The organism is Paenirhizobium daejeonense, assembly GCF_014280875.1.
Classification (GTDB): domain Bacteria; phylum Pseudomonadota; class Alphaproteobacteria; order Rhizobiales; family Rhizobiaceae; genus Allorhizobium; species Allorhizobium daejeonense.
Map to the genome: position 1 here is coordinate 376,111 of NZ_JACLAL010000001.1, position 13,455 is coordinate 389,565.

15 protein-coding genes are annotated in these 13,455 nt (G+C 61.7%); 13 read left to right on the forward strand and 2 right to left on the reverse strand.

Annotated features, from left to right (window positions below):
* Positions 1-4 precede the first annotated feature (4 nt).
* From ctaD to ispH, 9 genes are all read left to right on the forward strand, one after another.
* A complete protein-coding gene (gene ctaD / locus H4I99_RS01745; protein WP_163904037.1) occupies positions 5-1,678 on the forward strand; it encodes a cytochrome c oxidase subunit I in 1,674 nt (557 codons plus the stop codon).
* A gap of 100 nt (positions 1,679-1,778) precedes the next feature.
* Entirely contained in the window at positions 1,779-2,735 is a 957-nt protein-coding gene (locus H4I99_RS01750) for a heme o synthase (protein WP_163904039.1), read from the forward strand.
* Positions 2,735-2,869, forward strand: a complete 135-nt coding sequence (locus H4I99_RS24640; protein WP_099057014.1) for a cytochrome c oxidase system small membrane protein — start codon at positions 2,735-2,737, stop codon at positions 2,867-2,869. The genes H4I99_RS01750 and H4I99_RS24640 overlap by 1 nt, the downstream gene beginning before the upstream one ends.
* Before the next feature lie 25 nt (positions 2,870-2,894).
* Positions 2,895-3,497 carry a cytochrome c oxidase assembly protein gene (locus tag H4I99_RS01755; RefSeq protein ID WP_163906153.1) on the forward strand — a complete coding sequence of 201 codons (603 nt, stop codon included), beginning with the start codon at positions 2,895-2,897 and terminating at the stop codon, positions 3,495-3,497.
* 58 nt (positions 3,498-3,555) lie between these two features.
* Complete coding sequence (locus H4I99_RS01760; RefSeq protein ID WP_163904042.1) at positions 3,556-4,431, forward strand: cytochrome c oxidase subunit 3; 876 nt, start codon at positions 3,556-3,558, stop codon at positions 4,429-4,431.
* Between the two features lie 275 nt (positions 4,432-4,706).
* Positions 4,707-5,090 carry a DUF983 domain-containing protein gene (locus H4I99_RS01765; RefSeq protein WP_163904044.1) on the forward strand — a complete coding sequence of 128 codons (384 nt, stop codon included), beginning with the start codon at positions 4,707-4,709 and terminating at the stop codon, positions 5,088-5,090.
* Entirely contained in the window at positions 5,083-5,829 is a 747-nt protein-coding gene (locus tag H4I99_RS01770) for an SURF1 family protein (RefSeq protein ID WP_425314348.1), read from the forward strand. Before H4I99_RS01765 ends, H4I99_RS01770 begins: the two co-directional genes overlap by 8 nt.
* A 141-nt stretch (positions 5,830-5,970) precedes the next feature.
* Positions 5,971-6,339, forward strand: a complete 369-nt coding sequence (locus H4I99_RS01775) for a DUF1304 domain-containing protein (RefSeq protein ID WP_163904046.1) — start codon at positions 5,971-5,973, stop codon at positions 6,337-6,339.
* Positions 6,339-7,343, forward strand: coding sequence for a 4-hydroxy-3-methylbut-2-enyl diphosphate reductase (ispH, locus tag H4I99_RS01780; RefSeq protein ID WP_163904048.1), 1,005 nt, complete (start codon positions 6,339-6,341; stop codon positions 7,341-7,343). Before H4I99_RS01775 ends, ispH begins: the two co-directional genes overlap by 1 nt.
* A gap of 245 nt (positions 7,344-7,588) precedes the next feature.
* On the opposite strand, the gene H4I99_RS01785 is transcribed toward ispH, so the two are convergent.
* On the reverse strand, positions 7,589-8,512 hold the full coding sequence (locus H4I99_RS01785) for an SDR family oxidoreductase (protein WP_163904050.1): 924 nt from the start codon (positions 8,510-8,512) through the stop codon (positions 7,589-7,591).
* Between the two features lie 120 nt (positions 8,513-8,632).
* Here H4I99_RS01785 and H4I99_RS01790 point away from each other — a divergent pair, with 120 nt between their 5' ends.
* From H4I99_RS01790 to H4I99_RS01805, 4 genes are all read left to right on the forward strand, one after another.
* Positions 8,633-9,607, forward strand: a complete 975-nt coding sequence (locus H4I99_RS01790; RefSeq protein ID WP_163904052.1) for an AraC family transcriptional regulator — start codon at positions 8,633-8,635, stop codon at positions 9,605-9,607.
* 133 nt (positions 9,608-9,740) lie between these two features.
* Complete coding sequence (locus H4I99_RS01795) at positions 9,741-10,706, forward strand: homoserine kinase (protein ID WP_163904054.1); 966 nt, start codon at positions 9,741-9,743, stop codon at positions 10,704-10,706.
* Positions 10,703-11,173 carry a ribonuclease HI gene (gene rnhA / locus H4I99_RS01800; RefSeq protein ID WP_099057024.1) on the forward strand — a complete coding sequence of 157 codons (471 nt, stop codon included), beginning with the start codon at positions 10,703-10,705 and terminating at the stop codon, positions 11,171-11,173. The genes H4I99_RS01795 and rnhA overlap by 4 nt, the downstream gene beginning before the upstream one ends.
* 156 nt (positions 11,174-11,329) lie before the next feature.
* Positions 11,330-11,638 carry a Dabb family protein gene (locus H4I99_RS01805; protein WP_163904056.1) on the forward strand — a complete coding sequence of 103 codons (309 nt, stop codon included), beginning with the start codon at positions 11,330-11,332 and terminating at the stop codon, positions 11,636-11,638.
* 337 nt (positions 11,639-11,975) lie between these two features.
* Here H4I99_RS01805 and cysN read toward each other — a convergent pair whose 3' ends face one another.
* Positions 11,976-13,454: a sulfate adenylyltransferase subunit CysN gene (cysN, locus tag H4I99_RS01810; protein WP_163904057.1), complete on the reverse strand. Its 1,479-nt coding sequence runs from the start codon at positions 13,452-13,454 to the stop codon at positions 11,976-11,978.
* Position 13,455 lies beyond the last annotated feature (1 nt).

Below are 13,455 nucleotides of genomic sequence, written 5' to 3' on the forward strand. Positions count from 1 at the left end.
GACGATGGCTGGAACTGTTGCCCACGACGATCACGCACACGATGCTCACGAGCACCATGACCACAAGATGAGCTTTCTGGATCGTTGGTTCTTTTCGACCAACCACAAGGACATCGGCACCCTTTATCTGATCTTCGCGATCATCGCCGGTATCATCGGCGGTGCGCTGTCGGTCGCCATGCGCGCCGAACTGCAGGAGCCGGGCATCCAGATCTTCCACGGTCTGGCTTCCATGGTTTACGGCTTTGAAGGCGATGCTGCCATCGACGGTGGCAAGCACATGTTCAACGTCTTCACCACCGCGCATGCGCTTATCATGATCTTCTTCATGGTTATGCCCGCGCTGATCGGCGGTTTCGCCAACTGGATGATCCCGATTATGATCGGCGCTCCGGATATGGCCTTCCCGCGCCTCAACAACATCTCCTTCTGGCTGATCGTTCCGGCCTTCCTGCTGCTTTTGCTTTCGATGTTCGTCGAGGGACCGGCAGGCGCCTATGGCGTCGGCGGCGGGTGGACCATGTATCCGCCGCTTGCGACCTCCGGCCAGCCCGGCCCGGCGGTGGACCTTGCGATCTTCGCGCTCCACGTTTCCGGCGCGTCTTCGATCCTCGGCGCGATCAACTTCATCACCACCATCCTGAACATGCGCGCTCCGGGCATGACGCTGCACAAGATGCCGCTCTTCGCCTGGGCCGTTCTGGTCACCGCCTTCCTGCTTCTCTTGTCGCTCCCGGTTCTCGCCGGCGGCATCACCATGCTGCTGACCGACCGCAACTTCGGCACGACCTTCTTCGCGCCGGAAGGCGGCGGCGACCCGATCCTCTACCAGCACCTGTTCTGGTTCTTCGGTCACCCGGAAGTGTACATCCTGATCCTGCCCGGCTTCGGCATCATCAGCCACATCGTCTCGACCTTCTCGAAGAAGCCGGTCTTCGGCTACCTCGGCATGGCCTATGCCATGGTCGCGATCGGCGCCGTCGGCTTCGTCGTGTGGGCGCACCACATGTACACGGTCGGCCTGTCGCTCGCCGCGCAGCGTTACTTCCTGTTCGCCACCATGGTCATCGCCGTGCCGACCGGCATCAAGATCTTCTCGTGGGTTGCGACCATGTGGGGCGGCTCGCTCACCTTCCGCACCCCGATGGTCTGGGCGATTGGCTTCATCTTCCTCTTCACCGTGGGCGGCGTTACCGGCGTCCAGCTCGCCAATGCCGGCCTCGACCGCTCGCTGCACGACACCTATTACGTGGTCGCCCACTTCCACTACGTTCTGTCGCTCGGCGCGGTATTTGCAATCTTTGCGGCCTGGTACTACTGGTTCCCGAAGATGAGCGGCTATATGTACAGCGAGTTCATAGGCAAGCTGCACTTCTGGGTTATGTTCATCGGCGTGAACATGGTCTTCTTCCCGCAGCATTTCCTGGGTCTCGCGGGCATGCCGCGCCGCTATATCGACTATCCCGATGCATTCGCCGGCTGGAACTATGTTTCCTCGATCGGTTCCTACATTTCGGGCGTCGGCGTTCTGATTTTCCTCTTCGGCGTGTTCGAGGCCTTCGCCAAGAAGCGTGTCGCCGGCGACAATCCGTGGGGTGAGGGTGCCACCACGCTGGAATGGCAGCTTTCTTCGCCGCCGCCTTACCATCAGTGGGAACAGCTGCCGCGCATCAAGTAAACGTGGGCATTAGCCCACGACGAATAGCGGGTGCCGCTCCCCGGTCGAGCGGCACCCGGCAGAATATGCCCGAAAGGGATCGAAGGACAGGACGCAGACAATGGCAGTCATCGACAATCGCGATACACTCGGGTTCGAAGGCGAAGTTCGCCTTTCGGAGGCGGGTGCGCGCGATTTCTTCGCGCTCTTGAAGCCGCGCGTCATGTCTCTCGTGGTTTTCACTGCGTTTGCCGGCCTTGTGCTGGCGCCGGGCCACATCAATCCCGTTCTTGGCGCCATTGCCATCCTCTGCATCGCGGTCGGCGCCGGGGCCTCCGGCGCGCTGAACATGTGGTATGATGCCGATATCGACGCCGTCATGAGCCGCACCGCGACCCGCCCCATTCCCGCCGGGCGCATCGCGCCAAACGAGGCGCTGGCTTTCGGCCTTGTGCTTTCCGTCTTCTCCGTGTCGATCCTCGGGCTCGCCGTGAACTGGTTCGCAGCCGGGTTACTCGCCTTCACCATCTTTTTCTATGCCGTCGTCTATACGATGTGGCTGAAGCGCTCGACGCCGCAGAACATCGTCATCGGCGGTGCTGCCGGCGCCTTCCCGCCCATGGTCGGCTGGGCCTGCGTGACCGGCGGCGTTTCGCTCGACAGCATCGTTCTCTTCCTCATCATCTTCCTCTGGACGCCTGCCCATTTCTGGGCGCTGGCGCTGTTCAAGATGCGTGACTACGGCGCGGTCGGCGTGCCGATGCTGCCGAATGTTTCCGGCGAGACAACGACCAAGCGTCAGATCGCTCTCTATGCCGTCCTCACCGCCGTTACAGGCGTCGTGCCGACCGTCACGGGACTCTCGTCACTGTGGTATGGGATTTTCGCCGGCGTGCTCGGTGCGCTGCTCGTGCTCTGTTCCATCTCCGTCTGGCGAATGCCTGACGGGGACGAGAAGATGCTGCCGGCGAAGAAGCTCTTTGGTTTCTCCATTCTCTACCTGTTCGCCATCTTCTCCGGCCTGCTGGTCGACCACTATGTCGCCTCGCTTGCCGCCATGTTCGGAGGCGCTGCCTGATGGAAACGGTCAAGCTAAATGAGGCGCAGAAGAAATCCCGCCGCGGGCGCAACATTGCACTCGGCCTCGTGCTCGCGGGGCTGGTGGTTCTGTTCTACGTCGTGACGCTGATTAAAATCGGCAACATGGGCTAGGCCAAAGGGGGAGGGGACCTTGACGATGACATCCGGTGAGACAGGGAAGGGACGGCGTAGTAACGGCACGATCCTCGCCGCTTGTCTCATTTTTGTCGGCTGCATGGTGGGCGTATCCTTCGCCTCGGTTCCGCTCTATCGCCTCTTCTGTCAGGTGACCGGCTATAACGGCACGACCCAGCGCGTCGAGCAGGCGTCCGACGTGATTCTCGACAAGAAGATCAAGGTCACCTTCGACGCCAACGTGTCGAATGGGCTGAACTGGGATTTCAAGCCGGTCCAGCGCTCGATCGATCCGCAGATCGGCGAAACCGTCCAGATCAGCTACACTGCGACCAATCGCTCGCCCTATGCAACCAAGGGGCAGGCGGTGTTCAACGTCACGCCGATGGAAGCGGCCGCATACTTCAACAAGGTCCAGTGCTTCTGCTTTACGGAAACGGAGCTGAAGCCGGGCGAGACGCTGGAAATGCCGGTCGTCTTCTTCGTCGATCCCGCCATCACAGAGGCGGTCGAGACCAAGGATATCGGCACGATCACGCTGTCCTATACCTTCTATCCGGACAAGGGGGAGAAGCCGGTGGCTTCGGCCTTGCCGCAGGATGGGACTGAAAAGCCGAAATTATGAGAGGAGGGGTCCGGCTCGCCGGGCCCTAGGGAAATTTTGACATTCGGGGATTGCTGAAATGGCCGAAGCGCATCAGAAACATCACGACTACCATATCATTGCTCCAAGCCCGTGGCCGATCACGGCATCGATCGGCGCATTCCTCATGACCTTCGGCGGCGTCGGTTACATGCGCTACCTGAATGGTGGCTCGTTCAAGCTGTTCGGCCTCGAACTCGCCCATCCGTGGCTGTTCTTCATCGGCCTGGCCGTCGTGCTCTATACGATGATCGGCTGGTGGGCGGATACCATCAAGGAAGCCCATGAGGGCGCGCATACCCGCGTCGTGTCGCTGCACCTGCGTTACGGCATGATCATGTTCATCGCTTCCGAAGTGATGTTCTTCGTCGCCTGGTTCTGGGCCTTCTTCGATGCCAGCCTGTTCCCCCATGAGGCGATCCAGGCGAGCCGAGTGGAATTCACCGGCGGTCAGTGGCCGCCGAAGGGTATCGAAGTTCTCGATCCCTGGCATCTGCCGATCTACAACACCGTGATCCTGCTGCTGTCCGGCACTTGTGTCACCTGGGCCCACCACGCGCTTCTTCATGGTGATCGCAAGGGGCTTGTCAACGGTCTCGCGCTGACGGTTGTCCTGGGGCTGCTGTTCTCCTTCGTGCAGGGCTACGAATATGCCCATGCGCCGTTTGCCTTCAAGGACTCGATTTACGGTTCGACCTTCTTCATGGCGACCGGCTTCCATGGCTTCCACGTCATCGTCGGCACGATCTTCCTGACCGTCTGCCTGCTGCGTGCCGCCAAGGGCGATTTCACGCCGAAGCAGCATTTCGGCTTCGAGGCCGCCGCATGGTACTGGCACTTCGTCGACGTGGTCTGGCTGTTCCTGTTCTTCTCCATCTATATCTGGGGTGGCTGGGGCGCGCCGCTGGCCGGCTGACGTATCATGAAAAGATGAAATCGAACGGCGCCTGCGGGCGCCGTTTTTCTTGGGCTAACCGGAATGGAGGCCGCATTTTGCGGATGCCGGTACGAGCGATATAACCGGGTATGACAGCGCCTGAGGCGAATGCCTCACGTCGCCGCCCCGGCATGCTGGCGCATCGGCCTGAAAATCGGAGTCGCTTTTCGGAAAGCTCGATGCGTAGATACAGGAGTTTGGAGCGTCCTTTACGCGTCCGAATGGACGCATGGCGCTTTAAGGGAAGGAAGATCATGAGTGAGGATAATTCGCATTTCGCCCCGGTCGATCCGGTGAAGGCCGGGCTTTCGGCATGTTGCCCGCGGTGCGGGCAGGGGCGTCTGTTCGATGGTCTGACCAAGCTCAAGCCCCGTTGCAGCAATTGCGGGCTCGATTATTCCTTTGCCGATTCCGGCGATGGCCCGGCGATCTTCGTCATCCTGCTTGCCGATCTCATCGTGGTCGGCCTCGCGGTCTGGACCGAGATCAACTATCAGCCGCCGGTCTGGCTGCATTTCGTGCTCTTCGGCCCCATGGCGATCTTCGTTTCGCTCTGGCTGCTGCGGACCATCAAGGCGCTTTTGATCGCGCTTCAGTATAAAAACAGTGCCGCACAGGGAACGATCGACCGTGGTTGACACCGGGGTTCCCGGCCGCAAGAGCGGCGGCTGGCGTTTTGCCGTGACCGTCGTCGCGGTGGCGGTCGCCATGGCCATTCTGCTTTCGCTCGGCACATGGCAGGTCCGGCGTCTCCACTGGAAGGAAGCGTTGATCGCCGATATCGAGGCGCGTCGCCATGCCGATCCGCTCGACGTTGCGGGCCTCGAGGCCGTGCTGCGCGAAGGAGGCGATGTCGATTATCGGGCTGCCCGCGCCGAAGGCCGCTATCTTAACGACAAGGAGCGGCATTTCCTCGCGACTTTCAATGGCGAGGCAGGCTTTTACATCTACACGCCGCTGGCGCTTTCCGATGGCCGCTATCTCTTCGTCAATCGCGGCTTCGTGCCCTATGACCTGAAGGAGCCCACGAACCGGCCGCAAGGCGCGCTGCAGGGCGATCAGACTATCTCAGGCCTTGCCCGCGCCCGGCTCCCCGGCAAGCCGGGCTTCATGGTGCCGGACAATGACGAGGCAAAGAACATCTTTTACTGGAAGGATCTCGATCGCATGGCCGCTAGCGTCGGCCTGCCGGGAGATGCCGTGCTGCCGTTCTTCCTCGATGCCGATGCGACGCCTGTGCCGGGCGGCCTGCCGCGCGGAGGGGTGACCCAGATCGACCTGCCGAACAGCCATTTGCAATATGCGATCACGTGGTATGGACTGGCCTTCGCGCTGGCGCTTGTCTGCGCCTTCGCCTTCGTCCGCCGCAAGAATTAGAGCAATTCCGGCAAAAGTGGGAACCGGTTTTGCGTCCGGAATTGCGTCAAAACGAAGAGATGGAGCATTGAAGGCGATTCCGTTTTTGCCTGAAATGGTCTGGACGGCCGTAGCCTGGCGGCCGAAGGGGGAGGGGAAATCATGACCACTATTGCAAATATTCTCGTCGCGCTGGTGGCGCTCGAACATGTCTACATTCTCGTGCTGGAGATGTTTCTCTGGACGAAACCACCGGGGTTGAAAGCCTTTGCCATGAAGCCGCAGCAGGCGCAGGCGACGAAGGTTCTTGCCGCCAATCAGGGGCTTTACAACGGCTTTCTGGCGCTCGGTCTTTTCTGGTCGCTCGCGCATCCCTCACCGGAATTTGCATTTCAGCTCAAGCTGTTTTTCCTTGGCTGTGTGTTCGTTGCTGGCCTATATGGGAGCGTGACGGCTTCGCGGAAGATCCTCTATATCCAGGCGCTTCCCGCTGTCGTCTCCTTGATCCTCGTGCTGCTGGCAGGCCATTGATGAATGTGAACGTCTCCCGATCGCCCCTGACGATAAGGCTTTGCGGCCCGCGCGGCTTCTGCGCCGGCGTGGATCGCGCCATCCAGATCGTCGTGCTGGCGTTGAAGGGCTATGGTGCGCCTGTTTATGTGCGCCACGAAATCGTGCACAATCGCTATGTCGTCGAGGGGCTGGAAGCCAAGGGCGCCGTCTTCGTCGAGGAACTGGACGAGATCCCGGAAGAGCATCGTGCGCAGCCGGTCGTCTTTTCTGCCCATGGCGTGCCGAAATCCGTGCCGGCGGATGCGAGCGCCCGCAATCTCTTTTATCTCGATGCCACCTGTCCGCTGGTGTCGAAGGTGCACAAGCAGGCCATGCGTCACCAGCGCCTCGGTCGCCACGTCGTCCTGATCGGCCATGCGGGCCATCCGGAAGTGATCGGCACCATGGGCCAGTTGCCGGAAGGCACGGTCTCGCTGATCGAGACCATCGAGGATGCGCAGGCCTATCAGCCCGCCGATCCCGACAATCTCGGCTATGTCACCCAGACGACCCTTTCCGTGGATGACACGGTCGGCGTCATCGCCAAGCTCCGCGAGCGCTTCCCGAACCTCAACGACCCGTCGGCCGATAGCATCTGCTACGCCACGACCAACCGGCAGGAAGCCGTGAAGCAGGCGGCCCCCGGCTGCGATCTCTTCCTGATCGTCGGTGCGCCCAATTCGTCCAACTCCAAGCGGCTGGTCGAGGTCGCCCTGAAGGCCGGCGCCAAGCAGTCGCTTCTGGTGCAGCGCGCTTCCGAGATCGATTGGGATGCGTTGGGTCCGATCCGCTCCGTCGGCCTGTCTGCCGGTGCGTCCGCTCCGGAGGTCATCGTCAACGAGATCATCGAGGCCTTTAAGGCCCGCTACGACACCACCGTCGAACTCGCCGAATTCTCCATCGAGAACGAGCACTTCCTCGTGAACCGCGAATTGCGCTCGATCGAACTCACCCACGAAGACATGGCGTGGGTGAATGGGTGAGTTGCGACGGCGTAGCCGGAAAAACGATCCAGTGAATCGTTTTTAGCAACGAACGCGCTGAGCCCTAGCGAAGGGCCGGGCTAGGCTTCCGCATGTTCCCGTTCGGCGTAGCCGGAAAAACGATCCAGAGGATCGTTTTTAGCAACGAACGCGCTGAGCCCTAGCGAAGGGCCGGGCTAGGCTTCCGCATATTCCCACCCGGCGTAGCCGGAAAAACGATCGTATATCGGAGCATTCCGCCTGTTTTATTCGCCCGCGCCCCGCCGCGCCTCTTCTTCAACCGGGAAATATGCCGGCCTGTCGAGGTCGGCGATCAGGCCCTGTTGTACCGGTTGCCAGCCAAGGGTCTCCCGGGTCCATTGGCTGGAAGCCCGGCTGTCCATCGCGGCGAAATGCTGGAACCAGCCAAAGTGCGCCGCTGCTTCCTCCGCTGACTTGCCGACCACGGGTATGCCGAGGCGGCGGCCGATGACTTCGGCGATGGAGCGGAACGGAATGCCTTCCTCGCCCACCGCATGATAGCGCGCGCTGGCCGTGGCATGTTCGAGCGCCAGCCGGAAGACCTTCGCTGCATCGAGCCGGTGAACGGCCGCCCAGTGGTTCGTGCCCTCGCCGATATAGGCGGAGAGTCCAGAGCGCCGGGCGATGTCTATGAGCATCGGCACGAAGCCATGGTCGCCATCGCCATGGACGGAGGGTGGAAGCCGCACGACGGCGACGCGAACGCCTCGCGCAGCCACGGATGCGACTGCCTCTTCTGTCGCCACGCGGGGTATTGCGGCGGAGGCGGGCACGTCATCCGCCTCTGTCGCAAGATGCGGTCCGCCCAGCAGGCCGGTGCCCGACGTCACGATCAAAGGCCGGTCCGATCCGGTCAGCGCCGAACCAAGCGCCTGAATTGCGCGACGGTCATTTTCGCAGTTTTCCTTGAACTTGGAAAAGTCGTGATTGAACCCCGTATGGATGACGCCATCGGCAACGGCTGCGCCCCGCACGAGACTTTCCGTATCCTCGATATCGCCGCGATGGACCTCCGCTCCTACGGCGAGAAGTGCTGCAGCCGATGCGTCGGAGCGTGCCAACCCCAGAACGCTGTGCCCTGCGTTGATCAGTTCCCGCACCACCGCCGAGCCGACGAAGCCCGTGGCTCCCGTTACAAAAACGCGCATGATCTTTACCTTCCTGTGCCGTGCGGCACCCTGGCCGCTTTGGTGACAGGATAGCTCGTTGCTGCGGACGATCTATGCGTTATAATCCGCAGTATCTTTTCGATCGTCCGAGATGTGCTCATGGATCCGCTATCTAACGTGTTGTCGCTACTGAAACCGAAAAACTATCTGTCGGCGGGTTTCGAGGCGGCGGCCCCGTGGGCGATCCAGTTCCCCGACCAGCAGCAAGGCATAAAATGCGTCGCGGTGATAGCCGGTGAATGCTGGCTCTCGGTCGAAGGTGTGACTGATGGCGTTTGGCTGAAGACGGGCGATTTCGTGCTCCTTCCGAGCGGTCGGCCCTTCCTCATGGCAAGCGGCAAGGAGGTGAAGCCGGTCCCGGCCTCCCGGATCTTCGATCCCTCGCGCCCTGGGCGCGTGACACGTCTCAATGATGGGGACACGTTCTCCTCCGTGAGCAGCCGCTTCGGCCTCGAAAGCCAGCATGCCGGCCTTTTGTTGAAGGCCCTGCCGCCCATTGTGGTCATCAGGGATGAGAATGGTGAGGCGGGATTGCGTTGGTCTGTCGAGCGGATGATGCAGGAGATGCGGGAGCCGCAGCCCGGTGGCTTTCTGGTGCTCCAGCATCTCGCCCATATGCTTCTGGTGCAGGCGCTGCGCCTGCATCTGGCGGATGGAGCAGGCTCGGTCGGCGCCGGCTGGCTGCTCGCCCTGTCGGACAGGCAGTTGAGCAGAGCGATGAGCGCGATCCACGATGAGCCCGGCCAGCGTTGGACGCTCGAGGCGCTGGCCCTCGTCGCCGGCATGTCGCGCTCAAGCTTTGCCGAACGGTTCCGGCAGGTCGTCGGCATGGCGCCGATAGACTATCTCGCGCGCTGGCGCATGCTGCTCGCCTGCGACCGCCTGGAGAACACGGATCAACCCGTCTCCGTCATCGCGCCCGCTCTGGGTTATGAGTCCGAGGCCGCCTTCAGCACCGCCTTCAAGCGGATCGTCGGCTGTTCGCCCCGTCGCTTTGCCCGTGATCGCGATCCCGATGCGACGCCCTCGAATGAGAGGGATGCCATGGCTGCCGGGGTTTCTCTGGCGCTGTGACGACGCGCTCCGTTCTCTCCGGCCCCGGAAACCTGTGCCTCGTGTCGTTCCGGGACTGGCACTCGCCCATCCCCCTGTGTATGCCTTGCGTTATCATTGCCGGCAGCACGGAACGGATCGCGGGACATAAGAAGTGGCAGTCTATACCGACATTACCGAAACCGACCTCAAGGATTTCCTCGCGCAATATGAGGCGGGCGAGCTTTTGTCCTACAAGGGCATTGCCGAGGGGGTGGAGAATTCCAACTTCCTGCTGCACACTTCGAAGGGACCGCTGATCCTGACGCTTTATGAAAAGCGCGTCGAGAAGAACGATCTGCCCTTCTTCCTCGGCCTGATGCATCATCTGGCCGATCGCGGGCTGTCCTGCCCGCTGCCTCTTCCGCGCAAGGATGGTGCTCTTTTAGGGGAACTCTCCGGCCGCCCGGCGGCGCTTATTTCCTTCCTCGAAGGCATGTGGCTCAGGAAGCCGGAGGCGAAGCATTGCCGTGAAGTCGGCAAGGCGCTGGCGCAGATGCATGTTGCGGGCGAAGGCTTCACCTTGAAACGCCCCAACGCGCTGTCGCTTGAAGGCTGGAAGACATTGTGGGCGAAGTCAAAGGACCGCGCCGACGAGGTGGAGAAGGGGCTGGAAGGCGAGATCGGCGGCGAGATCGCCTTCCTTGCCGGAAACTGGCCGAAGGACCTGCCGGAAGGCGTCATCCATGCCGACCTTTTCCCCGACAACGTGTTCTTCCTGGAAGACGGGTTGTCCGGCCTGATCGACTTCTATTTCGCCTGCAACGATTTCCTCGTCTACGACCTGTCGATCTGCATCAACGCCTGGTGCTTCGAAAAGGATGGCGCCTATAACGTCACCAAGGGCATGGCGATGATTGAGGGCTATCAGTCGGTGCGCCCGCTGTCCGATGCCGAAGCCGCCGCACTGCCGATCCTCTCGCGCGGGTCGGCGCTGCGCTTCTTCCTCACTCGCCTTTATGACTGGCTGACCACGCCGGCAGGCGCGCTGGTGGTCAAGAAGGACCCGCTCGAATATCTGCACAAGCTGCGCTTCCACCAGAAGATCGCATTCGCGGCCGAATATGGAATGACCCGATGAAACATGTTGAGATTTTCACCGATGGCGCCTGCTCGGGCAATCCTGGCCCCGGCGGCTGGGGGGCGATCCTGCGCTATGGCGAGGTGGAAAAGGAACTGTTCGGCGGCGAAGCCGAGACAACCAACAACCGCATGGAACTGCTGGCGGCAATCTCGGCGCTGAACGCCCTCAAGACCCCGTGCGAGATCGACCTGCACACCGACAGCAAATATGTCATGGACGGCATTTCCAAGTGGATCTTCGGCTGGAAGAAGAACGGCTGGAAAACCGCCGACAAGAAGCCCGTGAAGAATGGCGAACTCTGGCAGACGCTCGACGCTGCCAACCAGCGCCACAAGGTCAAGTGGCACTGGGTCAAAGGCCATGCCGGCCACCCGGAAAACGAGCGCGCCGACGAGCTTGCCCGCAAGGGCATGGAACCCTTCAAGAAACCCAATCTCGGCAAGGCGCTCCTGCAGGGGAAGTAGGCGGCCTTCTTTGAGCGTTGGAAAATGCGGATTTCCTGCGCGAACGGGGACCGAGCGGATACGCTCCCCCGGAACGAAACGCTGCGTCGCATTCGTACCTTGCCAACCGGTTCATTCTCCCTATCCTGCCGCCAACGACAAGGAAGGGAGACATCCATGATTCAGCACAGCGTATTCCTGCGTTTCAAGGCTGCCACGCAGGCTGCCGAGAAACAGGCGATCTATGATGCCATCGTTGCGCTGAAGGAGGTCGTGCCCGGCATGATCGATGTGAAGTTTGGCGCGAACGTCTCGCCGGAAGGCCTGAACGGTGGATATCTCGACGGTTTTGTCGTGACCTTCGAAGACGAGACCGTCCGCGATTATTATCTTCGTCATCCCGATCACATCACAGTCGGCGAGCGTATCGTCCGGGCCACCGACGGCGGCCTCTCCGGTGTTCTGGTCTTCGATATGGTGGTTTGATCGCGGCCCGCTTTTGCCCGAAAGGGCTTCTTTTAAACGAAAACGGCGGGCAGCTTTCGCCACCCGCCGCCGGGTTGCGGACAAAGTCCCGTATTGATCGCTGACGCACCCTTCTCCGTCATGCCCGACTCGGTCCGGCATCCAGCTGCGCGATGTCGATCGCGCAGAAGACTCTCTTGCGATCGAGGACTTGATCGCGCTGGATTCCGGCTCAAGGCCGGAATGACGACCGTGGACGTGGCACTGTCGTCACAAAAGACAATCTGAAAGGGTGTTTGTCAGCAGTCTGACGGCGGCTGGCTTTCGCTACCCGCCGTGGATTTCGAAACCGAAATGATTACCCTTCCAGTCCGTCGAAGAGGTCGCGGGCGACCGCATTGGTGACGCGGCGGGTTTCCACCTCGTCGCGGCGGCTGGCGAGCAGTTCGGTCGCCATCAGCTGTTCGGCGAGATCGGCCGGCAGCGACAGGATGACCCGGCCGTCATTGGCGTTCAGTGCACCGAGATCGGAGCGCTTCGCCGTCACCATGCCGCCGGCCACCGTGTTGTTGGTGTCCGGATCGATCAGGATGAAGGCGCCGGTCGCCCGGTTCTGCTCGTAAGGATCGAAGATCGCGGTTTCGTCGAAGGCGAGATGCACCTTGCCGATGGCGTTCATCGGCAGCGCCTCGGCGTGGTTCCACTTGCCCGACTTCAGGTCGAGCTGGGAGATCGGTTGCACCAGAACGCGCTGGCGGCGCGAACCGCTCTTCAGCCAGTAGCGCTTGCCGGGCTGGATGCCGTCCGGCTGCAGCGCCACGATCTGCGCGTCGAAGGCAAGACCCGTCTGCGGTTGGCTGTCGAGCGAGACGATCATGTCACCGCGCGAGACGTCCACCTGACGGTCGAGTACCAGCGTGATGGCGTCGCCGGCGACGGCCGCATTGCGCACGAGGTCAAAGGTGACGATCTGCTTGACGTTGGCGATCTGGCCCGACGGCAGGATGGCAACGCCATCGCCCGGCTTCACAGCGCCGCCGGCAACCGTGCCCTGATAGCCGCGGAAGCTTTCGCCCGGGCGGCTGACCCGCTGTACGGGCAGGCGGAAGCCGGTGGTCTGGGCCGAACGCAGGGTGGCGAGTTCCAGCGCCTCGACCAGCGTCGGACCGTCATACCAGGGCATGACGGCATCGCCGGAATAAACGACGTTTTCGCCCTTCAGCGCCGACATCGGGATAGCGGTCACCTGACGCACGCCGAGCGAAAGGGCGAGCGTGCGGAATTCGTTCGAGATCACCTCGAAGCCGGCGCGGTCGTAATTGGTCAGGTCGATCTTGTTGACCGCCAGAACGAACTGCTTGATCCCCATCAGCGAGGCGATGGTGGCGTGGCGGCGCGTCTGTTCCAGAAGGCCGGCGCGCGCATCGACCAGCAGCACGGCGAGATCGGCGGTCGAGGCGCCGGTCGCCATGTTGCGGGTATACTGCTCGTGGCCGGGGGTGTCGGCGACGATAAAGGAGCGCTTCTCCGAGGAGAAATAGCGATAGGCGACATCGATGGTGATGCCCTGTTCGCGTTCGGCCTGCAGGCCGTCGAGCAGTAGCGCGAAGTCGGGCAGGCCGAGATCGTTCTGCTTGCCGGAGGATTCACGGCGCAGCGTCGCTGCCTGGTCTTCCTTGACCGCCTTGGTGTCCCACAGGAGACGGCCGATCAGCGTCGACTTGCCGTCGTCCACCGAGCCGCAGGTGATGAGCCTCAGCGGACGCGAATCGCGGGTGACGGGAGCCGGCTGAGCCTCGGGGATCGCCGTGGCGAGTACGGTTACGCTTGCGGTCATC

Excerpts from the sequence above, each read along its gene's own strand:
- ctaD (WP_163904037.1), top strand. The coding sequence starts at position 5 with ATGGCTGGAACTGTTGCCCACGACGATCACGCACACGATGCTCACGAG.
- H4I99_RS01750 (WP_163904039.1), top strand. The coding sequence starts at position 1,779 with ATGGCAGTCATCGACAATCGCGATACACTCGGGTTCGAAGGCGAAGTT.
- H4I99_RS24640 (WP_099057014.1), top strand. The coding sequence starts at position 2,735 with ATGGAAACGGTCAAGCTAAATGAGGCGCAGAAGAAATCCCGCCGCGGG.
- H4I99_RS01755 (WP_163906153.1), top strand. The coding sequence starts at position 2,895 with ATGACATCCGGTGAGACAGGGAAGGGACGGCGTAGTAACGGCACGATC.
- H4I99_RS01760 (WP_163904042.1), top strand. The coding sequence starts at position 3,556 with ATGGCCGAAGCGCATCAGAAACATCACGACTACCATATCATTGCTCCA.
- H4I99_RS01765 (WP_163904044.1), top strand. The coding sequence starts at position 4,707 with ATGAGTGAGGATAATTCGCATTTCGCCCCGGTCGATCCGGTGAAGGCC.
- H4I99_RS01775 (WP_163904046.1), top strand. The coding sequence starts at position 5,971 with ATGACCACTATTGCAAATATTCTCGTCGCGCTGGTGGCGCTCGAACAT.
- ispH (WP_163904048.1), top strand. The coding sequence starts at position 6,339 with ATGAATGTGAACGTCTCCCGATCGCCCCTGACGATAAGGCTTTGCGGC.
- H4I99_RS01785 (WP_163904050.1), bottom strand. The coding sequence starts at position 8,512 with ATGCGCGTTTTTGTAACGGGAGCCACGGGCTTCGTCGGCTCGGCGGTG.
- H4I99_RS01790 (WP_163904052.1), top strand. The coding sequence starts at position 8,633 with ATGGATCCGCTATCTAACGTGTTGTCGCTACTGAAACCGAAAAACTAT.
- rnhA (WP_099057024.1), top strand. The coding sequence starts at position 10,703 with ATGAAACATGTTGAGATTTTCACCGATGGCGCCTGCTCGGGCAATCCT.
- H4I99_RS01805 (WP_163904056.1), top strand. The coding sequence starts at position 11,330 with ATGATTCAGCACAGCGTATTCCTGCGTTTCAAGGCTGCCACGCAGGCT.
- cysN (WP_163904057.1), bottom strand. The coding sequence starts at position 13,454 with ATGACCGCAAGCGTAACCGTACTCGCCACGGCGATCCCCGAGGCTCAG.